The following is a 22,540-nucleotide window of genomic DNA, read 5'->3' as shown; positions in this document are numbered from 1 at the left end:
GGAAGCGCTGCGGCCATGACACTGCCCCGGCGCTATCACTCGCCGGTGGAGGTGCGCTGGTCGGATATGGATGTGTTCCAGCACATCAACCACGCCCGGATGGTGACGCTGCTGGAGGAGGCCCGCATCCCTTGGCTGTTCGAGGACAGCCGCCCGACCGCTTCGCTGCGGAAGGGCTGCGTGCTCGCCGACCTGCACGTGAAGTATCGGGGTCAGCTTCGGCACGAGGACACTCCGCTCGATATCGCGATGTGGGTGGAGCAGTTGCGGGCGGTCGATTTCACCGTCGCCTACGAGGTCCGGCCCAGCGGTGCGGCGCCCGATTCGATGCCTGCGGTCACCGCGACCACCCAGCTGGCCGCCTTCGACATCGATACCCAGCGGTTGCGCCGGCTCACCGAGGCGGAACGCGAGTATCTGTCGGAATGGATGGCGTGACGGACCGGGTGCGATGAGCGACCAGCGGGTGCTGTACCTGCCCGACCCCGCCGAGCGGGAGAATCTGGCCACCTTCCTGACCCGGGCGCAGCGCCTGGACCCGGCGGTGGTGGTGCGGCTGCGCCGCCGCGGTTCGAGCCTGGTCACCGCCTGGGTGCCGACCGGGTTCGAGACGCTGGCGACGCGGACGGTCACCGGTTCGCTCGGCGTGGACGATGTGACCGTGGGCGCCGATACGGTGCTCGCCGGCTTGCCGGGCGGGCATCCGATCGAACTGGGTTATGCCCTGGACTCGGCCTGGCGCGGGGCGCTGCCGCCCGTCGACGGCTTCGCGCATATCGATGATGTTCCGGCCCGGGCCCTGGTGGAGCTGGCCGAGCAGGGCAGCCGGCTGGCCCGGGAACACGGTTCCGGCCACGGCCCGCCCGCCTCGCTGCTGGATCAGCCGGTGCTCACCGTGACCGACGGTTCCGGGACGGCGGTGCAAGTGCCGATGCGGGTCGTATTCGCCTTGACCGCGATGGATTTCGTGCCGCATTCCGGGGATCGAGCCGAGTCGCAGCGGATTCCGCCCGCCGAGATCGTGCGGGTCCGGGCGAGGAGCACCTGGCTGCGTCTGGACGCACGTTTCGGTTCGGTGGCCCGCCGTATCGGTGGTGGCCTGCCGCTGACCCCGACCTGATGTCGAGCCCGCTCAGGGCAATCCCAGTAGCCGCAGAGCTGCGGTGGTGGTTGCGGCCGCGAGCACGGTGATCAGCAGCGGGCACCGCCGCCAGGCGAGCAGGCCACCGATACCGACGCCCGCGGGCAGCGCGATCCCGAGTTCGCCGGAGCCGGTGGGTAGCACGGTGGTCGCGACCAGGGCGGCCAGCAGGACCACGGCGCCGACGTCGAGCAGCCGAGTCGCCGTCGCGGGAAACCGCAGCCGGGTGCGTAGCGCCGGACCGGCCCAGCGCAGGGCATAGGTTCCGGCGGCGAGTACGACGACCGCGGCGATCAGCGGGATGGACACGGGACCTCCTCGGTGGCCGGGGCGGCCGGTGCGCCTGCGCCCGTGCCGTCGTCGGGGGTGGTGGGCCGGCCGAGCGCGAATACCAGCCCGCCCAGGGCCAGCAGAATGGGCAGGCCCGCCGGGACGAACGGGGCGAGGGCTACGGCCAGCGCCGCACCGACCCCGGCCGCGCGCAGTGTGGCGCGATCCCGGAGCGCGGGCAGCAACAGCGCCAGCAGGACCGCTGGGAAGACTGCATCCAGCCCGAACGCGGCCGGGTCCGGTACCGCCGCACCGATCAGCACCCCGATCGCGGCACCCGCGGGCCAGCACAGCAGAACACCCAGTCCGGCGCTCCAGAACGCCGCTCGTTTACGCTCCGGGCCGCCGGGGGCGAGGGCGAAGGCCACCGATTCGTCGTTGAGGATGTGCACGCCGAGCAGGCGGCGAGCGCCGCGGCCGAACACGTCCGGGGCGGACAGCCCGTACGGCAGGTGCCTGGCGTTGAGCAGCAGGCCGGCCAGGGCCGCCGCGACCACACTGCCGCCCGCGGTGAGAATGCCGAAGAACAGCAGTTCCGACCCGCCGGCAACCACGATGGCGGCCATCAGCACGGGCAGCCACATCGGAAATCCCGCCGCCACCGTGGTGGCTCCGTACGACACGCCGATGACGCCCACCGCCAGGCAGGTCGCCGCGACCGCGGTGCGGCTGTCCCGATCCAGTGTTCGCCACATCGAACGCATGTTTTCTATGGTGAACACTTCGGCTGGGTAAAGTCAACGCGGAAACTCGAGCCGAGGGAGCGTTGGATGGACCGGCAGCAAGCGGTCGACGGGCCGCCGCAGGCGGTGATCGCGGCGTCACTGCGGCGGGAGCGGACCCGGGCCGGGCTGTCGCTCACCGAGGTGGCGAACCGGGCCGGTGTGGCGAAATCCACACTTTCCCAGTTGGAATCGGGCACCGGTAACCCGAGCCTGGAGACGCTGTGGGCCCTGTGCGTGGCACTCGAGATGCCGTTCTCCCGGCTGCTCGACCCGCCCCGCCCGAGCGTCGAGGTGATCCGGGCCGACGAAGGCGCCGAGGTACCGGCGGCCGGTGCCGACTACCGGGTAGCTTTGCTCGCCGCCGGGAAGTCCAGCACCCGCTGCGATGTCTACCGGCTCTCCGCCGAACCCGGGCAGATGCGCAGCTCCGATCCGCATACGCCGGGAGTGGTGGAGCACGTCGTGCTGGCCGTCGGGCGGGCCCGGGTGGGGCCCGCCGACGACCCGGTCGAGATCGGTCCCGGCGACTACATCCGCTATCGCGGTGATCTGCCGCATATCTTCGAGGCCCTGGCTCCCGGAACCTGGGCCACGATGGTCATCGAGACCCCGTAGCGACGTCCGGTCAGGCAGCGCCCTCGCCGAGATACTGCAGCCAGGTGGGATCGAGGTCGGCGGTCGTCGACAACAGCCGCCAGTGCGGCCCCTTCGGCGAGACCAGCGGTGCCTTCAGGCTCCAGCCGAGCTCGGCGAGCAGCTTGTCGGCCTTGCGGTGGTTGCACGGGGCGCAGCTGGCGACGCAGTTCTCCCAGGAGTGCTCGCCGCCGCGGCTGCGCGGGATCACATGGTCGATGGTCTCGGCCTTGCCGCCGCAGTAGCCGCACCGGTAGCGGTCCCGGTGCATCAGTGCGGCCCGGGTCATCGGCACCCGGGCGCGGTAGGGCACGCGGACGTAGGTCCGTAATCGGATGACCGAGGGGATCGCCACTTCGGCGCCGGCCGAGTGCAGTACGGGTGCCTCGGGATTGTCGTGCACCGAATCGGCCTTGTCGCAGATCAGCAGAACGACTGCGCGACGTGCGGACAGTGCGGTGAGTGGTTCGTAGGTGGCGTTGAGCAGGAGGACCCGGCGTTTACGCCAGTTGCCGGGACCGGGCGCTTCGCCCGGGGCGGGGCGAGCGGCGTGTGATCTGTCGTGACGGCCGCTCGTACCCGTTCCATGATCGGACACGATATGCAGCGGAGTAGCCCCCGACCCACGGTTGTGGACGTCGGCGGGCTGGAGTTGTCGGTGTGCCCGCGCTTGGTGGGAGCGCGCGCGGTGCCGCTGCTTCATCTGGACCTCGATTTCATGATTGGCAGGATCATGTGGTATCCGGGGCAGATACTGCCACCCAGTTGACCACGCTTCGCCCGCGGTTGCACGGTAATTTCCGACAATGTCGGGTGAACTGTGGTTGAAGCGGCGCATGTTCGTAACCGATGTGGTCCGGCAGGCACAATGGTGGTGAACCCGAGCGAGAGGATCCGATGACAACCGAGGGTGGGGCCGCCCCCGAGGGCACCCGCGAGCAGGCAACGACGTCGTTCTACGAGGCGGTCGGTGGTGCCGACACCTTCCGGCGGCTCGTCGAGGTCTTCTACCGTGAGGTCGCTGCCGACGAGATCCTGCGTCCGCTGTATCCCGAGGCGGATCTGGGCCCGGCCGAGCGGCGGTTGCGGATGTTCCTGGAACAGTACTGGGGTGGTCCGCGGGCCTACTCCGACGAACGCGGGCATCCGCGGCTGCGGATGCGGCACATGCCGTTCAGTGTCGGTCCGTTGGAGCGGGACGCCTGGTTGCGGTGCATGCGCATCGCCGTCGCCGAGATCGAGCCGTCGGTGCTGGACGACGAGCATCGCAAGGCGATGCTCGACTACTTCGAGATGGCTGCGTTCTCGCTGCAGAACGCTACGGTGTGACGAAGTACGCCGACCGGGTGCGGTGCGTTCGCTGAGCTGTCCCTCGGCTGTGTGCAACTCGGATATCGTGATGTGAAAACGGTTCTTTCGAGAATGCTGGCAATTAGCCAGTAGGTCGATTCGGTCGTGCCGAGTGTGGCGTAGCGCGGCCGTATGGGAATAATGCGTCGTGTGACACAGACACCTGCTGCACCGGTGCCGGGGGACCACAGGGACGAGCCGTGGTGGACGTCCGCCGTCTTCTATCAGGTATATCCACGTTCGTTCGCCGATTCCGACGGCGACGGTGTGGGTGATCTCGGCGGCGTCCGGGACAAACTCGGCTATCTGGAACTGCTCGGGGTCGACGCTTTGTGGATCTGCCCGGTGATGCGCTCACCACAGGCCGACGGTGGCTACGACGTGGCCGATCCCCGCGACATCGACCCGCTCTTCGGCGGGATCGCGGCCCTGGACGCGCTCATCGGCGAGGCCCACGACCGCGGAATCAAGGTCACGATGGATCTGGTGCCGAACCACACCAGTGTGGAACATCCGTGGTTCGGTGCGGCGCTGGCGGCGGCTCCGGGCAGCCCGGAACGGGCGCGCTACATCTTCCGGGACGGCCGCGGGCCCGACGGCAGTGCACCGCCGAACAACTGGCCGAGCGTGTTCGGTGGTCCGGCCTGGACCCGGGTCACCGAGGCGGACGGACGTCCGGGGCAGTGGTACCTGCACCTCTTCGCTCCCGAACAGCCCGACCTGAACTGGGAGAACCCCGAGGTCGCGGACGATTTCGAGAAGACCATGCGGTTCTGGCTCGACCGCGGCGTCGACGGGTTCCGGATCGATGTCGCGCACGGCATGGCGAAGCCGGACGGACTGCCGGATATGCAGCAGTTGCCCACCGGTCTGCACTGGCGCGACGACGCCGATCCCCGCTTCGATGATCCGGGCGTGCATCGCATCCACCGGCGCCTCCGGGCGGTTTTGGACGACTACCCGCACGCGGTGTCGATCGGGGAGGTCTGGGTGGACGACAACGAGCGGTTCGCCGAATACCTCCGTCCGGACGAGCTGCACCTGGCGTTCAACTTCCGGCTGGCCGAGACCCGATTCACCGCCGAGGACATCCGGACCGCGATCGACGGTTCGCTGGCCGCCGTCGCCGGCGTCGATGCCCCGCCCACCTGGACGCTGTCCAATCACGACGTGTCCCGGGAGGTGAGCCGGTACGGCGGCGGCACCGTCGGGCTGGCCCGGGCCCAGGCGATGCTGCTGGTCGAGCTGGCGCTGCCCGGGGCGGTCTTCCTGTACAACGGCGCCGAGCTGGGGCTGCCCGATGTCGACGACCTGCCCGAGGAAGTCCTGCAGGACCCGGTCTGGGAACGGTCCGGGCATGCCGAACGCGGCCGGGACGGCTGCCGGGTGCCGCTGCCGTGGGAGGGCGCCCGCCCGCCGTTCGGATTCACCACCGCGGACCGGGCGTGGTTGCCGGCGCCCCTCGACTGGGCCGAACGTACCGTCGAAGCCCAGCTCGAAGACGTGGACTCGACCCTGTCGCTGTACCGGCAGGCGATCGAACTGCGGGAACGCCCGGAGTTCGCCGGTGCTCGGGTGGACTGGTACGGCAGCCCCGAAGGATGCCTGGCCTTCCGGCGGCCCGGCGGGCTGACCTGTGTCCTCAACGCCTCCGGTACACCCACCCCGCTGCCGCCGGGTGAACTGCTGCTGGCCAGCGCTCCGCTGACCGGGGATGCGCTGCCCGCCGATGCCGCCGCGTGGCTGATCGGCGGCGACACAACGGCCGACCGATGAGGTGGTGGATGAACTACTACACGGCATCGTCTACCGTTGGACCGTGAGCATTCTCGAGACAGTGCTGATCTTCGTCGGCATTCCGGCAGCGATCTACGTCGCGATCGCCGGGTTGTCGTACCTCGGTAAGCCGCTTCCCGGTGCGAAGCCGGCCCACTACGACCTCGGGCAGAAGTGGACCCATTCGCCGGTGCTGTGGAGTGCGACCGACGAGGTGACCGCGGCGGGCGGACATCATGCCGCGCCGCACGGCGACCATGCGGCGATCGAGGCCGCACAGGCGGAGCTGATCGGAGGCCGGGCAAGTGGCAAGTTCTAAGTGGCCCGCGGTGGTCGAGGCCGACCTTCCGCACGGGTACGCGCTGATGAGCAGCGGGCGGGTGTCCGGTGTGCACGAGGCCGGTCAGGTCTTCGACGAGGTGCCGTTCAGCGACGACGAACGCGTGGCGATGGACGATGCACTCATCGAGGCCACCCGTGCGACCAAGGTCCGGTTCAACATCTACATCGGCGACCTGGGCTCCGACCCGGCCGCCGGGGCCGACCAGGTGTTCCCGAACACCCCGGAGGCGGCGAGTTCGGTGCTGCTGGCCGTCTCCCCGAACGATCGGGCGATCGAGGTTCGCTCCGGTAAGGACGTGGCCGATCGGGCCACCGACCGGGTGTGCCAGCTCGGTGCCACCGCGGCGCTCGCCTCGATCCGGCAGGGCAATCTGATCGACGGCCTGGTCTCGGCCGTGCGGGTGATGGCGGCTGCCATCGGCCGCTGATCCCGGCATCGGCTTCCCGGCGCGTCACCGACCGAAGGTGACGCGCCGAGTCGTTTCCGGCGCCCGAGCCGCCCGGCTTTCCGCTCACAGCAGAAAGCGGCCGGTCGGCCGAGGCCGTCCGCCTACGCTCGACTGCATGAGCGAGATCATGGGCGCAGCCGAGCTGCTCGCTCGTGCCGGAACCGAGCGCAGCGAGGTGCCCGCATGAGTGAGCGCAACCCCTTCCAGCTGATCCCCGGTGGCCGGCCCGAGCCGAGCCGCACCGACCGGCCCGAACCGCTGTGGCGCGATGTACTCGGCGACCGGCTGCGCGAGCGCCGCAAGCAGCAGCGGGCCACCCTGGTGGAGACCGCCGGCCGGGCCGGGATCTCGCCGCAGTACCTGTCCGAGGTCGAACGGGGCCGCAAGGAACCCTCCAGCGAGATGATCGCCGCCCTCGCCGGCGCCCTCGGCACCTCGCTCGCCGAACTGACCGGTGACGTCGCCGAGGTGCTGCGCCTGCGCCGGGCCCGGATCACCGGCACCGTCGCCCCGGGTTCGGGACCGACCGGGTCCGGCACCGTGCTGCTCGCCGCCTGATCCCGGTGGGCCGGAGGCGGCAGGGCCTGCCGGCGTCCCGAAGAGGCCCTCGGGGGTCAGGCGCATGAACACCGCCTGATCCCGTTTACATCCTGGCCTCCAGGACTCGGTCGGCGAGTCCGTAGTCGATCGCGGCCGGTGCGGTGAACACCCGGTCGCGGTCGGTGTCGCGGCGCAGGGTCGCCACTTCCTGGCCGGTGTGCCGGGACAGGATCTCCTCCAGGGCCGCCCGCATCCGGACGATCTCGTCGGCCTGCAGGATCAGGTCCGGGATGGCGCCCTGGCCGCGGGTGGCCGGCTGGTGCAGCACCACTCGGGTGTGCGGGAGCACCGAGCGGCGGCCGGGCGCACCGGCGGCGAGCAGTACCGCGCCCACGGCGATCGCCTGCCCGACACAGGTGGTGGCCACCGGTGCCTGGATGAACCGCATGGTGTCGTAGACCGCCAGCATCGCCTGCAGATCGCCGCCCGCACAGTTGATGTAGAGATTGATCTCGCGTTCCGGACTCTCCGATTCCAGATGCAGCAGCTGGGCGATCATGGCGTTGGCCACACCGGAGTCGATCGGCGTGCCCAGGTAGACGATTCGCTCGCTGAGCAGGTGCGAGTAGATATCGGTGATCCGCTCGCCGCCGCGATGTGACGAGATGACATTGGGGATGGTGTAGCTGCTCACGCCCGCACCCCGATCCGCGGCCGCTCCGGCAGCACCTGCTCGAAGGAATCGACGACCCGGTCGATGAAGCCGTATTCGCGGGCCTGCTCGGCGGTGAACCAGCGGTCGTGCAGGGAATCCTCGTAGATCCGGTCGAACGGTTGCCCGGTGTCGGCGGCGATCAGTCCGAGCACGGTATCGACCGTGTGCCGCAGATCGTCCGCCTGCACCTCGACATCCACCGCCGACCCGCCGATCCCCGCCGATCCCTGATGCATCAGGATCCGGGCGTGCGGGAGCGCAAAGCGATGTCCCGGAGTGCCGGAGGAGAGCAGGAACTGACCCGCACTGCAGGCCAGCCCGAGCGCGAGCGTGCTGACCGGGACCGGGATCAACCGCATCACATCCCGGATGGCCAGCATCGCCGGAACCGAACCGCCGGGGGAGTGGATCCACAGCGAGATCGGTGCCTCGGCGTCCTCGGCCGCGAGGCTGAGCAGCTGGGTGGTCAGCAGCGTGCCGTTGTCGTCGTCGAGTCCGCCGTCGAGAACCAGAATGCGCCGCGCGAACAAGCGATCACGCGCCTGCCTGTCGAACATGGGGAGCTTGTCGTCGTGTGCCATGCACCCACCGTGCCCGCCCGCAACCACCCGAGGCAGGCAATGCTGCTGTCGGCAGATCCGCCCACAGCAGCACCGCTACCCAGCACCCGCCCCAACGCCGGATCGCCTCCCGGAACAACCGGGCGAACCTGGCAGACTTCAGAGTTCCGCACTCACGCATCGTGCGCGCGGGCGCGCAGTGACCTTTCGATTCCCGCCTTTCCTTCGGAGACCAGGCGCAGCAGGGCGGGCGGGTGATCGCCGGCCAGGAATTCGTCGGCCCGGGCGACGGCGTCGGTGCTGATCGCCCAGCTCGGGTACAGGCCGATGATCACGGTCTGGGCCACCTCGCTGGAGCGTCGTTCCCAGACTGCGGGGATGTCGGCGAAGTAGCGGGCCACATACGGTGCCAGCAGGTCCTCCTGGCCGGCCGGTGCGAATCCGCCGACGATGGCGCGGGCGGTGATGTTGGGGATCGAGTCGTCGCCGACCACGGTGTCCCAGGCCTGCTGTTTGACCTCCGCGATCGGCCGGGCGGCGGCGGCCGCGGCGGCCTGTCGGCGGCCCGCCGCGGTCGGGTCGGCCGCCAGCTCCTTGTCGATTTCGGGTGTCGCGAGACCGTCCGCGTCGACCCGGCCGGCCGCGGCGAGCGCCCGGACCAGCCGCCACCGCAGGTCGGTGTCCACCACCAGCCCGGTCAGGCCGTAGTTGTCCGGGGCGCCGCTGCGCACTCCGGCCAGCACGTTCAGGTGCCGGTCGTCCAGCTTGGCGGCGGTGAGGGCGTTGACGAAGGCGAGCTGGTGGTCGGAGCCGGGGGCGGCGGCCTGCGCCAGTTCCAGCAGCCGGTCGGCGAAGGCCGGCCAGCCCTGCCGGTCCGCCCACTCCGGATCGGCGTAGCTCGCCAGGGCGGTGTGCGCCTGCATGAGCAGCCGCTGCACCACGCCGATCTCCGGTTCGCCGCCGATGCCGCGCTGCACCAGGGCGACGAAGTCGCGGGCCTTCATCTCGGCCTGCCGGGTCATCTCCCAGGCTGCCGACCAGCACAGGGTGCGGGGCAGCGATTCTTCGATCTCGTCGATGCGCCGGACCACCACGTCGAGCGAATCCGGGTCCAGCCGCATCGAGCAGTAGGTGAGGTCGTCGTCGTTGACCAGAACCAGCTGGCCGGCCCGGACGCCGACCAGTTCGGGCACCTCGGTGCGGCCGGCGGCGGCCAGGTCGAGCTCCACCCGGTGGGTGCGGACGATCCGGCCGTCGTCCTCGCCGTAGACGCCGACGGCGATGCGGTGGACCCGATGTTCCCCGGCACCCGGTTCGGCACCCTCCTGGACGACGGCGAACCGGGAGAAGGTGCCGCCCGGTTCGATCTCGAAGTCCGGGCGCAGGATGTTGAGCCCGGTGGTCTTGAGCCACTGCGCACCCCAGGTGGACAGGTCCCGCCCGGAGGCCTTCTCCAGTGCCTGCAGCAGATCGTCGAAGGTGGCATTGCCGTAGGCGTGCTCGGCGAAGTAGTCCCGCAGCCCGGCCAGGAAGGGCTGCAGGCCCACGTAGGCGACCAGTTGCTTGAGCACGCTGGCGCCCTTGGCATAGGTGATGCCGTCGAAGTTCACCTCCACCGCGGCCAGATCGGGGATGTCCGCGGCGATGGGGTGGGTCGAGGGCAACTGGTCCTGGCGGTACGCCCAGGACTTCTCCACGTTGGCGAACGTGGTCCAGGCACTGGTGTATTCGGTGGCCTCTGCCTGGCACAGCACCGAGGCGAAGGTGGCGAACGATTCGTTGAGCCACAGATCGTCCCACCACTTCATGGTGACCAGGTCGCCGAACCACATGTGCGCCATCTCGTGCAGCACGGTCTCGGCGCGGCGCTCGTAGGAGGCCCGGGTGACCTTGGACCGGAACACGTAGTCCTCGAGGAAGGTGACCGCGCCGGCGTTCTCCATCGCGCCGGCGTTGAACTCCGGAACGAACAGCTGATCGTATTTGCCGAAGGCGTAGGGCAGGCCGAAGTTGGCGTGATAGAAGCCGAAGCCCTGCTTCGTTTCGGTGAACAGCCGTTCGGCGTCCATGAACTCGGCGAGGGAGGCCCGGCAGTACAGGCCGAGCGGAATCTCGCCGTGGGTGTCGCGGTAGGTGTCGGTCCACTTGGTGTACGGCCCGGCGATCATCGCGACCAGGTAGGTGCTCATCCGCGGTGTGGTGGCGAAGGTGTGCCGTACCACCGCACCGACCTCGTGCTGTTCGACCGGGGCCCCGTTGGAGACGACTTCCCAGTCGGCCGGAGCGGTCGCCACCACGTCGTAGGTGGCCTTGAGGTCCGGCTGGTCGAAGCAGGCGAACATCCGCTTGGCGTCGGCGGTCTCGAACTGGGAGTAGAGGTAGACCCGGTCGTCGGCGGGGTCGACGAAGCGGTGCAGTCCCTCGCCGGTGTGCGAGTATTCGCAGTCGGCGCGCACCACCAGTTCGTTGTGCTCGGCGAGCCCGGTCAGTGCGATTCCGGACTCCTCGTCGTAGCCGGACACGTCGAGCGGCGTGCCGTTCAGCACCGCCGAGTGTACGCGTTCGGCCACCAGGTCGATGAAGGTGTTCGCGCCCGGTGCGGCGGTGAACGTGACCGTGGTGGTGGAGCCGAAGGTGCCGGAGACCGCGGAATCGGCACTGCGCGGTTGATCGGTGAGGTCCAGTTCGATCCGGTAGTTCTGCACCTGTACGGTGGCGGCTCGCTCGATCGCCTGTTCTCGGGTGAGATTCGGGGCAGACAATGGAACTCCTTCGCTCTTGGACGAACACGGCACGGGCGAGCCGCGCGGCGGAGGGCCACCGGCGTCGCAACAGCGTCCACAATGCCACCAGCCGGGCCGGTGCGTGCGCAACCGGCGGTGGAACGGACGACCTCGGTGGGCGGGTGACCACGGGAGGCGGTTGTGACGGCGGTTGCCGGGCACCGGAGGGTGGCGGCGTAGTCTCGGTGCGCTGTCCTCGTCCCCGCGCCTCCGCGCCGACCACACAGGAGAAGACCGTTGAAGCATGTGCACGCCGGGAAGGTCCGCGACCTCTACGCCGACGGTGACACCCTGCTGCTCGTCGCCTCCGACCGGGTCTCGGTGTACGACGTGGTGCTGCCCACCCCGATCCCGGGCAAGGGCGCGCTGCTGACACAGCTGTCCAACTGGTGGTTCGAGTACTTCGCCGATGTGCCGAACCATGTGGTGTCGGCCACCGATGTGCCCGCCGAATTCGCCGGTCGCGGGATCCGGGTGAAGCCGCTGAAGATGGTGCAGGTCGAATGCATCGCCCGGGGCTACCTGACCGGATCGGGGCTGAAGGAGTACCGGCAGTCCGGCACCGTATCCGGTATCGCGCTGCCCCCGGGGCTGCGCGACGGCGACAAACTGCCGGAGCCGATCTTCACGCCGTCGACCAAGGCGGCCGAAGGACACGACGAGGCGATCAGCTTCGACCAGGTGGTGGCGCAGGAGGGCCGCGAGGTCGCCGAGCGGCTGCGGGAACTGACCCTGGACATCTACACGCGCGGCGCCGCGCACGCTGCCGAGCGTGGGGTGATCGTGGCCGACACCAAACTGGAATTCGGCTGGGACGGTGACACCCTCACGCTCGGGGACGAGGTGCTGACCTCCGACTCCTCGCGATTCTGGCCGGCCGACGACTGGGAGCCGGGCCGGCCCCAGCGGTCCTTCGACAAGCAGTTCGTCCGGGACTGGTCCACCTCGACCGGCTGGAACAAGGAGTACCCGGGCCCGGAGATCCCGGCCGATATCGTGGCCGCGACCCGGGCCAAGTACCAGGAAGCCTACGAACTGATCACCGGGAATCGCTGGGACGGAGCCTGATCAGGCGGGGACCCGGTCCGCTGCGACGAAGTCGTCGACGAACCCGGCGGCGCGGGCGTCGAGCGCCGCATAGTGCTGGGTCCGGGCGTCGCCGGTGATCGCGTCACCCACGATCAGGTTGCCCTCGCTGTCGATCCGTTGCGGCTGTTCCTCGGCGTCGAGTAGCAGGCCGACCCGGGATTCGGCGAAGCCGCAGTAGTAGGCGATACCGTCGTTGAGCTGATTTTCCAGCACGGTGCGCATGCCGTCGGTGATCGGATCGTCGCCCGCGGCGCCGGCCAGGCCGAGCCAGAGGATCCGTTTCCCGGCGAGCCGCGGGGTGCTGCGGCCGTAGGCGAAGCCGTAGTTCCACACGCGGTCTATCCAGCCCTTGAGCAGGGCGGGCACGCTCTGCCAGTAGACCGGGAAGGCCACCACGATCAGGTCGGCGGCCAACATGCGCTGCATCTGTGCCTCGGCTTCGGGCGAGTAGACCTTCTCGCGGTTGCCCCAGTCGGGCTGGTCGGCAACCGTCATCCGCGGATCGAAGCCCTCGGCGTGCAGATCGAGCCGGTCGAGCCGATAGCCCGCGGCCGCGAGCCGTTCGCTCGCGAGTTCGGCGATATGTGCGGTGAGTGAGTCGCCGCGGTGGTGGGCCATCACCACCAGGGCCGTCGGCTGCTCCGCTGGCGTCGGTGTGGGCTGCTCGTACACGGGTGCGGTCCTCCTGCTCGAATGTTGTCGGCGGTGCTTCGCCGCTGTTCGAGTACACCCCGGATCGCCTGGACTATCTATGGTTGATGATCTCTGTTCGATAGGAAATCGTCTACGATGTCGGTGTGGATCCGTTGAGTTCGCTACTGAGTGGGATTCGGGCCGAAGGGTCGGTCGTCGCGCGGGCGGTGCTCGATGCACCCTGGGTGATCGAGTTCACCGATCGGGCCCCGCTGGTGATGCTGACCGTCCTGCGTGGCGGCGGGACGCTGCTGCTGCCCGGCGGCGAAACCCGCGTCCTGACCGCCGGGGACACCGCCGTGGTGCGCGGGCCGGAGCCGTTCCGGTTGGCGGACCACCCCGGCTCGGCCGTCCGGGCGCACACCGCCTACGAGATCTCCTGTTTCCTGCCCGGCGAATGCGATTCACCCGTGGGCGTGGCGCCCGGGTCGCCGACGCCGGTACCGGCCGGCGAGGCGACGACGGAGCTCGTGGTCGGGGCCTACCGCGCGACCGGAAACCGGCATGAACGGCTGTTGCGCGCCCTGCCGCCGGTGCTGGTCGTCGGTGACGAATCGCAGATGTGCGGCTGGTGCGGTGAGGCCGCCGAGGTCGTCGGCAATCAGGCCGGTGCGCAGGCGCTGATGGACCGGCTCTTCGATTGGGGTCTCGTGCACACCTTGCGCACCTGGCTGGCGAACGCAGGCGACTGCGCGCCCGCCTGGTATCGCGGCCTGGCCGACCCGGTCGTGGGGCCGGCGCTCACCGCGATGCACAACCGGCCGGGCCACCGCTGGACGGTCGCGGAGCTGGCCACCCAGGCGGCGGTGTCCCGGGCGCTGTTCGCCCGCCGGTTCACCGACCTGATGGGCGAGCCGCCGCTGGCGTATCTGACCGAGTGGCGGATGGCCGAGGCCGAGGAGCTCCTCGCGGATTCCGCGCGCAGTGTCGCCGAGGTGGCCGCATCGGTCGGCTATGCCGATGCGTTCGGTTTCAGCGCCGCGTTCAAACGTCACCGTGGCCAGAGTCCGACGGCGTTCCGCGCGGCCACCCGGCCGGCCCCGGTCGCGCTGTCCGGCTGACGCGCCCACAACGACGCTGCCCGGGGACCGGTCGAGCGGGGCAGCCGCGGTGAGTGGTCACTCCGGTGGGCGGTGGGGGATCCGGTCGAGGAACGGATGCTGGCCGGTGGCGAGCTTGTCGCGGGCGACTGTCGGAGTGAACCAGGCGGCGCGGTCGATCTCCGGGAAAATGCCGGTGCGGCCGGAACGCGGCGGCCATTCCATCTCGAAGGTGCCGGGTACCACCGCCGTGGCGTCGAGGTCGCCGAACACCGCCCATACCCGCAGGATCTTGGGTCCCCGGCCGCTGCGGTATCGCACCTCCCCGAGGTCGGTCCACGGGCCTTCGGGTACCGGCAGTCCGAGTTCCTCGGTGAATTCGCGAGCCGCGGCCGCCCGGGGCTGTTCGGTGGCCGGTTCGTATTCCCCCTTCGGGATCGACCACGCCGCACGGTCCTTCTTCGCCCAGAACGGCCCGCCGAGATGGCCCAGCAGAACTTCGACACCGTCCGCCGCCGGCCGGCAGACCAGGACTCCGGCGCTGTATCGGGCAGCCGTCACAACGGTGCGGCCGGATCGGCGAGCCGATCCGGGTCGACCGGCTCGCCGGACCGGATCAGCTCCTGCAGCCGGTCGGTGACATCCCAGATATTGACGTTCATCGCGGCCAGCACCCGGTTACCGGAATCGAGCCAGAACGCGATGAACTCGTAAGTGCGCACATCGCCGCGGACCACCACCCGGGCGTCGGCGTCCCGCGGAACGAAACCGCTGTACTCCATGCCGAGGTCGTACTGGTCGGTGAAGAAGTAGGGGAGCCGGTCGTAGACCGCCGGTTTGCCGAGCATGGTGCGGGCCGCCACCTCCGGCTGGTTCAGTGCATTCGCCCAGTGCTCCACCCGGATCCGCCGGCCCAGCAACGGATGTTGCTGTTCGGCGATATCACCCATCGCCACCACATCGGGATCGCTGGTGCGCAGCGCCTCGTCGACCAGAACACCTGAATCGGTGGCGATCCCGGCGGCGACCGCCGCTTCGATATTCGGTGCCGCACCGACCGCGACCAGGACGCCATCCGCATCGACGGTACTGCCGTCGTCGAGCACCACACCGTCGGCGATCTCGTCGTGCAGCCGGATCTCGCGGACCCGAGCGCCCAATCGCAGGTCCACGCCGTGCGAGCGGTGCAGTTCGGCGAACACCTCGCCCATCTCCGGGCCCAGCGCACCCAGCAAGGGCAGTTCGGCGGCCTCCAGCACGGTCACCTCGACCCCCCGGGTCCGGGCGACCGCGGCGACCTCCAGCCCGATCCAGCCCGCCCCGATGATGGCGATCCGGCGCGCCGACTGCAGCAATTGCACCAGCGTGTCCGAATCGTCGATGGTACGCAGCGTGTACACGTTCGGGGCGTCCGCGCCCGGTATGGGCAACGTCCGGGGCCGGGAACCGGTGGCAAGTGCGAGCCGGTCGTATTCGAGGGTGCTGCCGTCCGGCAGCGACACCGTCTGCGCGACCGGGTCGAAGGCGGTGGCGGTGGTGCCGAGCCGCAGATCGATGTGGTGGTCGCGATACCAGGCGGCGGTATCCACGGTGAAATCCGCGAGCGACTGCTTACCGGCCAGATGTTCCTTCGACAGGGGTGGCCGTTCGTAGGGCAGTTCCTCCTCGGCGGCCAGCATCGTAACGGTGCCGTCGAAGTCCTCGGCGCGCAGCGCCTCGGCGAGTTTTGCCGCGGCCAGGCCGCCGCCGACGATGACGAAATGCGGGTTCGAGCTCATGAGCTGGCTCCTCTTCGATCCGGATCGGATGGCTCGGCGCACGCTCCTTCGAGCGTAGACCGCCGGCCGCCGCCGGGGAACGATTCGCCCGCCGCGTCGGTTGCATCAACTGTGGGCACGGACCCGCCGCGCCCCGCCGCCGAGAGGAAGACCTGATGAGCGAGCCGACAGCGGAAACCACCGACCGGACCCGGAAAGACGTCGCCGAATTCTGGTTCGATCCGCTGTGTCCCTGGTGCTGGATCACCTCACGCTGGATTCTCGAGGTCGAGAAGGTCCGCGATATCGAGGTGAAGTTCCACGTGATGAGCCTGGCGGTGCTCAATGAAGGCCGGGAGCTGCCGCCGGAGTACGTCGAATTGATGGCGGCCGGCTGGGGGCCGGTCCGAGTCGCGATCGCCGCTGCGCAGAAACACGGCGACGCGATCCTGCCCGAGCTCTACACCGCGCTGGGCAGCCGGATCCACGACCGGCGTGCGGAATACGAGCGCGCGAGCACGGCCGAAACCCTTGCCGCGGTGGTCGCCGACGCCCTGGCCGAACTGGAGTTGCCGGAAGATCTGACCCAGGCCATGACCAGCAGCGAATACGACGAGGCACTGCGGGCCAGCCACCATGCCGGGATGGACGCTGTCGGGCCCGATGTCGGCACTCCGACCATCCACGTCAACGGTGTCGCCTTCTTCGGCCCGGTGTTGTCGCGGATTCCGCGCGGCGAGGACGCCGGACGCGTGTGGGACGGTGTCGTCGCGCTGGCTTCCTACCCGCACTTCTTCGAGTTGAAGCGGACCCGCGACGAGGAGCCGGTCTTCGACTAACCCTCGGTCGGCTTCGGCGGCGTCGCCGTGGCCGGATCCGCAGGTCGATACCCGGCCGGGGGTGGCACGACCGCCCCGGCCGGGCGGGCCGGACGCAGGAACAGGTTGCCGTGCCTGCTGCGGTCCCGCAGTGCCCACATCCGCCAGGTCAGTACCGGGTGGGTGGACATCGCGTTGGTCAGCCAGATGAAGCCGCCCCGCTCGGTGGCGGCCCGGTCGGCCATCTCGTCGGCGCCGACCCTGGTGTTGAGGTACTTGCCTGCCGCCAGCGTGCCCATGGCGCGCAACGCACCGTCGGGCCGATTGCAGAAGCCGTGATTGTCGGCGGTGTACTCCTGTGCGCGGATCAGCGAGCTGCCCAGCACCGGCAGATACGGGGCCACGAACATCCCCAGCTGGCGCCAGTACGAGGCGTGGCCGGCGGCGATATGCCCCACCTCGTGGCCGATGATGAATGCGAGTGCGTCCGGTTCCCTTGCCGCACCGCCGATTTCGAACAGATCGCTGTAGACCACCACGAACCGGCGGAATCCGTGCCCGGACGCGAAGGCATTGATCTGGCCGTTGCCCAGCACCACGTAGGCGTCCGGTGCCTGCGCCATCCCGAACCGGGCAGCGGCCTCCTGCACCATCCGATAGCCCTCGGGGAACTGGGTGGGCGACATCTTCACGCCGTTGGTCCGCATCCGCGCGAAGTTCATCCCGCGGCCGAACCACACCAGGATCGGGGCGAAGACCAGCGCGAGTACGAACAGCCCGGGTTCGCGACCGTCCAGGACGGTCAGGACCAGCAGGAGCAGGGCGATCAGGAAGGACACCCCGGTCACCATCACCACGACGGTGAGCAGGGGGATCTCCCATGGGTGCCGGGCCGGTCGGTCGAACGGTCCCAGGCCCCGGGCCGCCGGCCGTGGACTTCCCGGGATCGGTCCGGGCACCGGAAAACCTGCGGTCGGGACACCGGTGAACGTCGGCCCCCCGGCCGTGAAAGGTCGAGCCCATTCGGGCTGCGGTTCGTACGGCTGCATGAAATGAACTGTAGAGACCCCGCCCCGGAGCGGTTCCCGAGCGGCCTGACACAATCTCGGCATGCGCGTTTACCTGGGTGCCGACCATGCCGGTTTCGAACTGAAGAATCACGTCAAGGCCCATCTGGACCAGGCGGGACACGAGGTCGTCGACTGTGGCGCCCTCGAATACGACGCCCTGGACGACTACCCGGCCTTCTGCATCGAGGCGGCCCGCCGTACCGTGGCCGACCCGGGCAGCCTCGGCCTGGTCTTCGGCGGCAGCGGCAACGGTGAGCAGATCGCCGCGAACAAGGTGCCCGGCGCCCGGTGTGCGCTGGCCTGGAGCACCGAGACCGCGAAGCTGGCCCGCGAACACAACAATGCCCAGCTGATCGGCATCGGCGGCCGGATGCACAGCACCGAGGAGGCGCTGGCCATCGTGGACGCGTTCCTGGCGGCCGAATGGTCGGACGAGCCGCGGCACCAGCGGCGCATCGACATCCTCGCCGAGTACGAGAAGACCGGGGAAGCCCCGGCCGTGCCCGCCTACTGAGCAGTGCCCGAAGGCCACACGCTGCACCGCCTGGCCCGGCTGCATCAGCAGCGGTTCGCGGGCGGTGTGGTCCGGGTGTCCAGCCCGCAGGGCAGATTCGCCGAGGGAGCCGCCCGGGTGGACGGGCAGACCATGGTGTCCGCCCGGGCGCACGGTAAACACCTGCTGCACCACTACGACTCGGGGCTGACGGTGCATGTGCACCTGGGGCTCTACGGCACCTTCACCGATGCGGTGCTGCCGCTGGGCGCACCGGTGGGGCAGGTGCGGATGCGGTTGGAGGGCACCGAATTCGGATGCGATCTGCGCGGGCCGACCACCTGTTCGGTCCGCACTCCCCTCGAAGTCGACGCACTGATCGCACGGCTCGGCGCCGATCCGCTGGACCCCGGAGCCGATCACGTCGGCGCCGGCACCCGAATCCGCCGGTCGCGCAGGACGATCGGAGCGCTGCTGATGGACCAATCGGTGGTCGCCGGAGTCGGCAATGTCTACCGGGCGGAAGTGCTTTTCCGGCAGGCGATCTCACCGCATCGTCCGGGCCGGTCGATCTCGGCCGCGGAGTGGGCGCAGCTGTGGGCAGACCTGGTGCAGCTCATGCCGATCGGCGTGCGCACCGGGCGCATGCACGTGGTGCGGCCCGAACACGACCGGGGTGAACCGTCCTACGCCGCCGACCGGCCGCGCACCTATGTGTACCGGCGTGCCGGGGCGCCGTGCCGGGTGTGCAGCACGCCGGTGGCACATGCGGTGCTGGAGGGGCGGAATCTGTTCTGGTGCCCGACCTGCCAGCCCGGCTGATCCGGATCAGCCGGCGACGGCTTCACCCAGCCCCGGGCTGCGGGGTTCGGCGAGGGCGAAGCGCCGGCCGCCGGCCGACTTGGCGGAGTACATGGCGCGATCGGCGCGGCGCAGCAGGTCGGTGAAATCGCAGCTGCTGCCCGGTGGGCAGAAGGCCGTGCCGACACTGGCCGACACCGGAACCGGGCCCGCACTGGACCACACCGGATCGCGCAGTGCCGCAACGACCCGATGGGCGAGCTCGCCGAGCGTGTCGTGCCGTGGATTGGCCGCGACGACGAATTCGTCACCGCCGTACCGGCAGATCACCGTGTCCGGCGGGCAGACCTCACGCAACCGGTTGGCCAGTTCGACCAGCACCTCGTCGCCGATGGCATGGCCGTATCCGTCGTTGATCTGCTTGAACCGGTCCAGGTCGACGACCAACACCCCGACACCTCGCGCCGGGTCCGCGGCCATGGTGCGCACCCGCTCCTGCAGCAGGGTGCGGTTGGCGAGATCGGTCAGCGCGTCGTGGGTGGCCTCGTGCTGCAGTCGGTGCTGCAGTGCAGCGATCTCCTGTACCCGCAGCGAGACCTTCGCCGAGATGTTCTCCTCCTGCTGGGCCAGGGCCCGTTCCTGTAGTGCCTGGGCATAGCTGTCGATGGCCTGGCTGGCGACCAGCGGCCAGCGGGTGGCCACCAGGGATCCGGGTACCCCGGACGGAAATCCCAGCAGCCAGCGGGTCGCGTGGGCCAGCATCCGGGTCCGCTCGAAGGGCGCCTCGGCCAGCCGGGCGCCGAGGCGGCGGGCCTGCGGGACGGGAAACGGCTCGGTCCGGGCGAGATGGAGCAGTCGCTCCACGATGTCGATGAGGACCGGTTCGAGTTGGTGTGGTGCCACGGGTGAGCCCGGCTCCGCGCATACGGCGCGAGCCCAGGATCGGGCCATGACGGCTACTGGTGGCTCGACGTGCTGTCGCATCGCCGTCACCAGCGGCCGGTGGTGTTGTGCAGCCGCCCTGTACGCACACAGGTGGCCGTGACACCTCGATCGTTCGCACTGCTACGCGGTTGTGCCCACCGAATCCGGCGCACGCTCACCGCCCCCTTTCCAGATACCCCCGTCCGGCAAAAAGGATCCTAGCAAGCCACTCGGAACCGAGAACTCACCATTTGTAACACGTTCTTGGTGTGCTCGGGCCCTCGCGAATGGCGATCGGCTATGACATCGCTGCAGCCGGCTCGGCGTTACACACTTTTTCGAGATTTTTCGAGAAGTTGCGAAGCCGCAGTGTGTCGCCCCGATCCGGTGGCGGTCGCGGTGGCTGCGGGGATGCCGCAGTGGCCGGGTGGTTCATGGGCTGTCCTAACCGATGTTCGTCGGTGGCGGCGGCTGCGGTGTGGCAGCGGAGCCGTGCCCCCTCCATGGTTCCGTACCCCCGTCCGACCGGGGGGATTTTCAGGAAAATGTTCCTTTAAAATCCGGGTCGGGATGTGGTGAGCGAGTTCGATCCGCCACCATCTTCCGGTCGCGCCGGGGGTGAGCGACAGGGTCGAAAGTCACCAATCGGGCACCCGGGAACAGCTGTTCGGGCATTGGGAGGGGGGTGGATTGGCGTCGACCGCAGTTGATTCGGTACAGTCATGGCGCACACGGCATCGTGGCGATCCCATCGATGTCGTATGCCTGCGGGTGTAGTTCAATGGTAGAACCTCAGCCTTCCAAGCTGATGGTGCGGGTTCGATTCCCGTCACCCGCTCAACAAAAACCCGCCCTGGTCAGGGCGGGTTTTTCGGTACCTGGGCCAGAAAAGAAATCGACCCTCCCTGAGTAGGGGAGGGTCGATCCATGTGTCGGGGTGACAGGATTTGAACCTGCGACCACCCGCTCCCAAAGCGGGTGCGCTACCAAGCTGCGCCACACCCCGTTTACCGGGCCGCTCCCGGTGTGCCGTCCCGTAGAATCGGGCGTCGGCCTGGTCAAACTACCGGTATCGCGGTCACGGCGTCAAAACGGTACCGAATCCGGATATCGGGTGAGCCGGTGCCGGTGCGTGGCCGGGTCGGCCGTCAGCCGGTTGCCGATGCGACGGGCGCGGCGGGTACGGAGAATGGCCGCGCGGATCGCGGGCAGTGCGCCGCGACCGCGGGCCGCCGGCCGGTAGGGCACCGGTGGACCGGATCATCCCGTCCGGCAATGTGCTTCGGACACCGGCATGACCCGGCCCATCCGTTTCGCGCCTCAGCTCGCCTTCTGATAGGCCTCGACGATATCGGCCGGAATGCGGCCACGGTCGGAGACCTCGTGGCCGTTCTCCCGGGCCCACTTGCGGATTGCGGCCGTCTGCTCCCGGTTGTTGCCGGTGGACTTCGCCGTCCGCGCCGAGCTCTTGGGCGCCTTGCCCACCTTGCGGGCGTACGGGGTCCACCGCTCGAAGATGCCGCGCAGGGCGCCGGCATTCAGTACGGAGAGGTCGATTTCGTAGGTGACGCCATCGAGGCCGAAAACCACAGTCTCATCGGCCTTGGACTGTCCGTCGTAGTCGTCGACGAACTCGACGGTGACCTTACGTGCCATCAGGCGTTCCTCCGTTGAACGTGGCGGTGGGTGAGCGCGACGATGCTAATCCGCCTCGACACGCCGTAGCAACTTGCAGTTCTCAGGCGGGCCGGTAACTCCAGACCTGCTCGGCCGGAACCGATACCGCGGTCCGCTCCGGATAGCGCAGCGCGGTGAGCCGGCCGCCGAACACGGCGCCGGTATCCACGCAGAGCGTGTTGTTGAGCCATTCCGGGGTCGCGACCGGAGTGTGCCCATAGACCACGGTGGCCCCACCCCGATAGTCCCGGGCCCACGGATAGCGTTCCGGTAGCCCGTTCTCATCGACTCGGCCGGTCGGGGCGCCGTAGAGGGCGAACGCGTGGGCGCGTCCGGAGTCGACGCCGTGGAACTGCTCCGGCAGGCCGGCGTGGGCCACCACCAGCCGGCCGTCGTCGAGCAGCAGATGCGCGGGCAGGCCGCGGCAGAATTCGTGCGCTGCCGCTCGGAATTCCGGTTCTTCCGCAGCCAGTTGCCGCAGCGATTCGGCGAGACCGTGCGCGATCCGCACCCTGCGCCCGTCCAGCGCCCGCACCAGCTTGTAGTCGTGATTGCCCAGCACGGACATACCGGTTCCGGCTGCCGCCATGCCCATCACCAGCCGCAGGACGCCGGGGGTGTCCGGACCGCGGTCGACCAGGTCGCCGACGAACACCGCGATGCGGCCGTCCGGGTGCCGGGCACCGGCGGCCCGGCCGTGCGGGTCGTATTCCACCAGGTACCCGAGCTCGGTGAGCAGCGTGTCCAGTTCGGCTCGGCATCCGTGCACATCGCCGATCAGATCGAACGGGCCGGACAGCTCCCGACGATCCGCGGGTGGCGTACGGTGCGAAT

25 protein-coding genes, 2 tRNA genes and 1 pseudogene are annotated in these 22,540 nt (G+C 69.3%); 14 read left to right on the top strand and 14 right to left on the bottom strand.

What is annotated here, in order from left to right:
* Window positions 1-15: 15 nt before the first annotated feature.
* Together AC1HFH_RS20515 and AC1HFH_RS20510 are read left to right on the top strand one after the other, a co-directional pair.
* Complete coding sequence (locus AC1HFH_RS20515) at window positions 16-438, top strand: acyl-CoA thioesterase (RefSeq protein ID WP_480247921.1); 423 nt, start codon at window positions 16-18, stop codon at window positions 436-438.
* Window positions 439-451: 13 nt separating this feature from the next.
* Window positions 452-1,120, top strand: a complete 669-nt coding sequence (locus AC1HFH_RS20510; RefSeq protein WP_480244411.1) for a DUF8185 domain-containing protein — start codon at window positions 452-454, stop codon at window positions 1,118-1,120.
* Between the two features lie 12 nt (window positions 1,121-1,132).
* Here AC1HFH_RS20510 and AC1HFH_RS20505 read toward each other — a convergent pair whose 3' ends face one another.
* Window positions 1,133-1,450 (bottom strand): AzlD domain-containing protein, encoded by a 318-nt coding sequence (locus tag AC1HFH_RS20505; protein ID WP_480244410.1) that lies wholly within the window; start codon window positions 1,448-1,450, stop codon window positions 1,133-1,135.
* Window positions 1,435-2,175: an AzlC family ABC transporter permease gene (locus tag AC1HFH_RS20500; RefSeq protein WP_480247920.1), complete on the bottom strand. Its 741-nt coding sequence runs from the start codon at window positions 2,173-2,175 to the stop codon at window positions 1,435-1,437. Before AC1HFH_RS20500 ends, AC1HFH_RS20505 begins: the two co-directional genes overlap by 16 nt.
* Window positions 2,176-2,241: 66 nt before the next feature.
* On the opposite strand from AC1HFH_RS20500, the gene AC1HFH_RS20495 reads away from it, so the two are divergent.
* Window positions 2,242-2,811, top strand: coding sequence for a helix-turn-helix domain-containing protein (locus tag AC1HFH_RS20495; RefSeq protein ID WP_480244409.1), 570 nt, complete (start codon window positions 2,242-2,244; stop codon window positions 2,809-2,811).
* 10 nt (window positions 2,812-2,821) lie between these two features.
* Here AC1HFH_RS20495 and AC1HFH_RS20490 read toward each other — a convergent pair whose 3' ends face one another.
* On the bottom strand, window positions 2,822-3,532 hold the full coding sequence (locus tag AC1HFH_RS20490; protein WP_480244408.1) for an HNH endonuclease: 711 nt from the start codon (window positions 3,530-3,532) through the stop codon (window positions 2,822-2,824).
* Window positions 3,533-3,726: 194 nt separating this feature from the next.
* Between AC1HFH_RS20490 and AC1HFH_RS20485 the strand changes: the two genes are divergently transcribed.
* The 5 genes from AC1HFH_RS20485 to AC1HFH_RS20465 all read left to right on the top strand — a co-directional run bounded on the left by AC1HFH_RS20485 (window position 3,727) and on the right by AC1HFH_RS20465 (window position 7,304).
* On the top strand, window positions 3,727-4,158 hold the full coding sequence (locus AC1HFH_RS20485; protein ID WP_480244407.1) for a globin: 432 nt from the start codon (window positions 3,727-3,729) through the stop codon (window positions 4,156-4,158).
* Window positions 4,159-4,329: 171 nt separating this feature from the next.
* Complete coding sequence (locus AC1HFH_RS20480) at window positions 4,330-5,955, top strand: glycoside hydrolase family 13 protein (protein ID WP_480244406.1); 1,626 nt, start codon at window positions 4,330-4,332, stop codon at window positions 5,953-5,955.
* A 43-nt stretch (window positions 5,956-5,998) separates the two neighbouring features.
* The gene (ctaJ, locus tag AC1HFH_RS20475; protein ID WP_480244405.1) at window positions 5,999-6,274 is read left to right on the top strand and encodes an aa3-type cytochrome oxidase subunit CtaJ; all 276 of its coding nucleotides are present in this window, start codon (window positions 5,999-6,001) and stop codon (window positions 6,272-6,274) included.
* 46 nt (window positions 6,275-6,320) lie between these two features.
* On the top strand, window positions 6,321-6,725 hold the full coding sequence (locus AC1HFH_RS20470; protein WP_480247919.1) for a DUF5130 domain-containing protein: 405 nt from the start codon (window positions 6,321-6,323) through the stop codon (window positions 6,723-6,725).
* Window positions 6,726-6,929: 204 nt separating this feature from the next.
* Window positions 6,930-7,304 carry a helix-turn-helix domain-containing protein gene (locus tag AC1HFH_RS20465; protein ID WP_480244404.1) on the top strand — a complete coding sequence of 125 codons (375 nt, stop codon included), beginning with the start codon at window positions 6,930-6,932 and terminating at the stop codon, window positions 7,302-7,304.
* 85 nt (window positions 7,305-7,389) lie between these two features.
* Here AC1HFH_RS20465 and AC1HFH_RS20460 read toward each other — a convergent pair whose 3' ends face one another.
* The 3 genes from AC1HFH_RS20460 to pepN all read right to left on the bottom strand — a co-directional run bounded on the left by AC1HFH_RS20460 (window position 7,390) and on the right by pepN (window position 11,323).
* A complete protein-coding gene (locus tag AC1HFH_RS20460; protein WP_480244403.1) occupies window positions 7,390-7,980 on the bottom strand; it encodes a ClpP family protease in 591 nt (196 codons plus the stop codon).
* Window positions 7,977-8,582 (bottom strand): ClpP family protease, encoded by a 606-nt coding sequence (locus AC1HFH_RS20455; protein ID WP_480244402.1) that lies wholly within the window; start codon window positions 8,580-8,582, stop codon window positions 7,977-7,979. The genes AC1HFH_RS20460 and AC1HFH_RS20455 overlap by 4 nt, the downstream gene beginning before the upstream one ends.
* Before the next feature lie 152 nt (window positions 8,583-8,734).
* Window positions 8,735-11,323: an aminopeptidase N gene (pepN, locus tag AC1HFH_RS20450; RefSeq protein WP_480244401.1), complete on the bottom strand. Its 2,589-nt coding sequence runs from the start codon at window positions 11,321-11,323 to the stop codon at window positions 8,735-8,737.
* Between the two features lie 258 nt (window positions 11,324-11,581).
* Between pepN and AC1HFH_RS20445 the strand changes: the two genes are divergently transcribed.
* Complete coding sequence (locus AC1HFH_RS20445; protein WP_480244400.1) at window positions 11,582-12,412, top strand: phosphoribosylaminoimidazolesuccinocarboxamide synthase; 831 nt, start codon at window positions 11,582-11,584, stop codon at window positions 12,410-12,412.
* On the opposite strand, the gene AC1HFH_RS20440 is transcribed toward AC1HFH_RS20445, so the two are convergent.
* The gene (locus AC1HFH_RS20440; RefSeq protein WP_480244399.1) at window positions 12,413-13,105 is read right to left on the bottom strand and encodes an NAD(P)H oxidoreductase; all 693 of its coding nucleotides are present in this window, start codon (window positions 13,103-13,105) and stop codon (window positions 12,413-12,415) included. It abuts the gene before it with no gap.
* Window positions 13,106-13,230: 125 nt separating this feature from the next.
* Between AC1HFH_RS20440 and AC1HFH_RS20435 the strand changes: the two genes are divergently transcribed.
* Window positions 13,231-14,187 (top strand): AraC family transcriptional regulator, encoded by a 957-nt coding sequence (locus AC1HFH_RS20435; RefSeq protein ID WP_480244398.1) that lies wholly within the window; start codon window positions 13,231-13,233, stop codon window positions 14,185-14,187.
* Between the two features lie 57 nt (window positions 14,188-14,244).
* Here AC1HFH_RS20435 and AC1HFH_RS20430 read toward each other — a convergent pair whose 3' ends face one another.
* Together AC1HFH_RS20430 and AC1HFH_RS20425 are read right to left on the bottom strand one after the other, a co-directional pair.
* The gene (locus tag AC1HFH_RS20430) at window positions 14,245-14,727 is read right to left on the bottom strand and encodes an NUDIX hydrolase (RefSeq protein WP_480244397.1); all 483 of its coding nucleotides are present in this window, start codon (window positions 14,725-14,727) and stop codon (window positions 14,245-14,247) included.
* Window positions 14,724-15,944, bottom strand: coding sequence for an NAD(P)/FAD-dependent oxidoreductase (locus AC1HFH_RS20425; protein WP_480244396.1), 1,221 nt, complete (start codon window positions 15,942-15,944; stop codon window positions 14,724-14,726). The genes AC1HFH_RS20430 and AC1HFH_RS20425 overlap by 4 nt, the downstream gene beginning before the upstream one ends.
* Window positions 15,945-16,099: 155 nt before the next feature.
* Here AC1HFH_RS20425 and AC1HFH_RS20420 point away from each other — a divergent pair, with 155 nt between their 5' ends.
* Window positions 16,100-16,762 (top strand): mycothiol-dependent nitroreductase Rv2466c family protein, encoded by a 663-nt coding sequence (locus tag AC1HFH_RS20420; RefSeq protein ID WP_480244395.1) that lies wholly within the window; start codon window positions 16,100-16,102, stop codon window positions 16,760-16,762.
* On the opposite strand, the gene AC1HFH_RS20415 is transcribed toward AC1HFH_RS20420, so the two are convergent.
* A complete protein-coding gene (locus AC1HFH_RS20415; protein ID WP_480244394.1) occupies window positions 16,759-17,790 on the bottom strand; it encodes a M48 family metallopeptidase in 1,032 nt (343 codons plus the stop codon). The two genes, AC1HFH_RS20420 and AC1HFH_RS20415, sit on opposite strands and share 4 nt — an antisense overlap.
* A gap of 61 nt (window positions 17,791-17,851) precedes the next feature.
* Here AC1HFH_RS20415 and AC1HFH_RS20410 point away from each other — a divergent pair, with 61 nt between their 5' ends.
* Both AC1HFH_RS20410 and AC1HFH_RS20405 read left to right on the top strand, forming a co-directional pair.
* On the top strand, window positions 17,852-18,325 hold the full coding sequence (locus tag AC1HFH_RS20410) for a ribose-5-phosphate isomerase (RefSeq protein WP_480244393.1): 474 nt from the start codon (window positions 17,852-17,854) through the stop codon (window positions 18,323-18,325).
* 3 nt (window positions 18,326-18,328) lie between these two features.
* A complete protein-coding gene (locus tag AC1HFH_RS20405; protein WP_480244392.1) occupies window positions 18,329-19,126 on the top strand; it encodes an Fpg/Nei family DNA glycosylase in 798 nt (265 codons plus the stop codon).
* A 6-nt stretch (window positions 19,127-19,132) separates the two neighbouring features.
* On the opposite strand, the gene AC1HFH_RS20400 is transcribed toward AC1HFH_RS20405, so the two are convergent.
* Entirely contained in the window at window positions 19,133-20,008 is an 876-nt protein-coding gene (locus tag AC1HFH_RS20400) for a diguanylate cyclase domain-containing protein (RefSeq protein WP_480244391.1), read from the bottom strand.
* A gap of 788 nt (window positions 20,009-20,796) precedes the next feature.
* Here AC1HFH_RS20400 and AC1HFH_RS20395 point away from each other — a divergent pair.
* Window positions 20,797-20,867 (top strand) — tRNA-Gly (locus tag AC1HFH_RS20395).
* Window positions 20,868-20,961: 94 nt separating this feature from the next.
* Here AC1HFH_RS20395 and AC1HFH_RS20390 read toward each other — a convergent pair.
* The 3 genes and pseudogenes from AC1HFH_RS20390 to AC1HFH_RS20380 all read right to left on the bottom strand — a co-directional run.
* A tRNA-Pro gene (locus AC1HFH_RS20390) sits at window positions 20,962-21,035 on the bottom strand.
* Window positions 21,036-21,349: 314 nt separating this feature from the next.
* Window positions 21,350-21,685, bottom strand: a complete 336-nt coding sequence (locus AC1HFH_RS20385; protein WP_480244390.1) for a histone-like nucleoid-structuring protein Lsr2 — start codon at window positions 21,683-21,685, stop codon at window positions 21,350-21,352.
* A gap of 88 nt (window positions 21,686-21,773) precedes the next feature.
* Window positions 21,774-22,517, bottom strand: a pseudogene (locus AC1HFH_RS20380) (metallophosphoesterase); the annotation flags it as partial.
* Between the last annotated feature and the right edge of the window lie 23 nt (window positions 22,518-22,540).

The sequence above is a fragment of the Nocardia sp. KT25-26 genome, assembly GCF_056627695.1.
The sequence above is the reverse complement of the archived record's forward strand: the minus strand, read 5'-3'. Positions and strand labels throughout refer to the sequence as shown.

Bases quoted from the DNA above. Each gene is read 5' to 3' on its own strand.
- AC1HFH_RS20515 (WP_480247921.1), top strand. From the start codon at position 16: ATGACACTGCCCCGGCGCTATCACTCGCCGGTGGAGGTGCGCTGGTCG.
- AC1HFH_RS20510 (WP_480244411.1), top strand. From the start codon at position 452: ATGAGCGACCAGCGGGTGCTGTACCTGCCCGACCCCGCCGAGCGGGAG.
- AC1HFH_RS20500 (WP_480247920.1), bottom strand. From the start codon at position 2,175: ATGCGTTCGATGTGGCGAACACTGGATCGGGACAGCCGCACCGCGGTC.
- AC1HFH_RS20495 (WP_480244409.1), top strand. From the start codon at position 2,242: ATGGACCGGCAGCAAGCGGTCGACGGGCCGCCGCAGGCGGTGATCGCG.
- AC1HFH_RS20490 (WP_480244408.1), bottom strand. From the start codon at position 3,532: ATGAAGCAGCGGCACCGCGCGCGCTCCCACCAAGCGCGGGCACACCGA.
- AC1HFH_RS20485 (WP_480244407.1), top strand. From the start codon at position 3,727: ATGACAACCGAGGGTGGGGCCGCCCCCGAGGGCACCCGCGAGCAGGCA.
- AC1HFH_RS20470 (WP_480247919.1), top strand. From the start codon at position 6,321: ATGAGCAGCGGGCGGGTGTCCGGTGTGCACGAGGCCGGTCAGGTCTTC.
- AC1HFH_RS20465 (WP_480244404.1), top strand. From the start codon at position 6,930: ATGAGTGAGCGCAACCCCTTCCAGCTGATCCCCGGTGGCCGGCCCGAG.
- AC1HFH_RS20455 (WP_480244402.1), bottom strand. From the start codon at position 8,582: ATGGCACACGACGACAAGCTCCCCATGTTCGACAGGCAGGCGCGTGAT.
- AC1HFH_RS20425 (WP_480244396.1), bottom strand. From the start codon at position 15,944: ATGAGCTCGAACCCGCATTTCGTCATCGTCGGCGGCGGCCTGGCCGCG.
- AC1HFH_RS20420 (WP_480244395.1), top strand. From the start codon at position 16,100: ATGAGCGAGCCGACAGCGGAAACCACCGACCGGACCCGGAAAGACGTC.
- AC1HFH_RS20415 (WP_480244394.1), bottom strand. From the start codon at position 17,790: ATGCAGCCGTACGAACCGCAGCCCGAATGGGCTCGACCTTTCACGGCC.
- AC1HFH_RS20410 (WP_480244393.1), top strand. From the start codon at position 17,852: ATGCGCGTTTACCTGGGTGCCGACCATGCCGGTTTCGAACTGAAGAAT.
- AC1HFH_RS20385 (WP_480244390.1), bottom strand. From the start codon at position 21,685: ATGGCACGTAAGGTCACCGTCGAGTTCGTCGACGACTACGACGGACAG.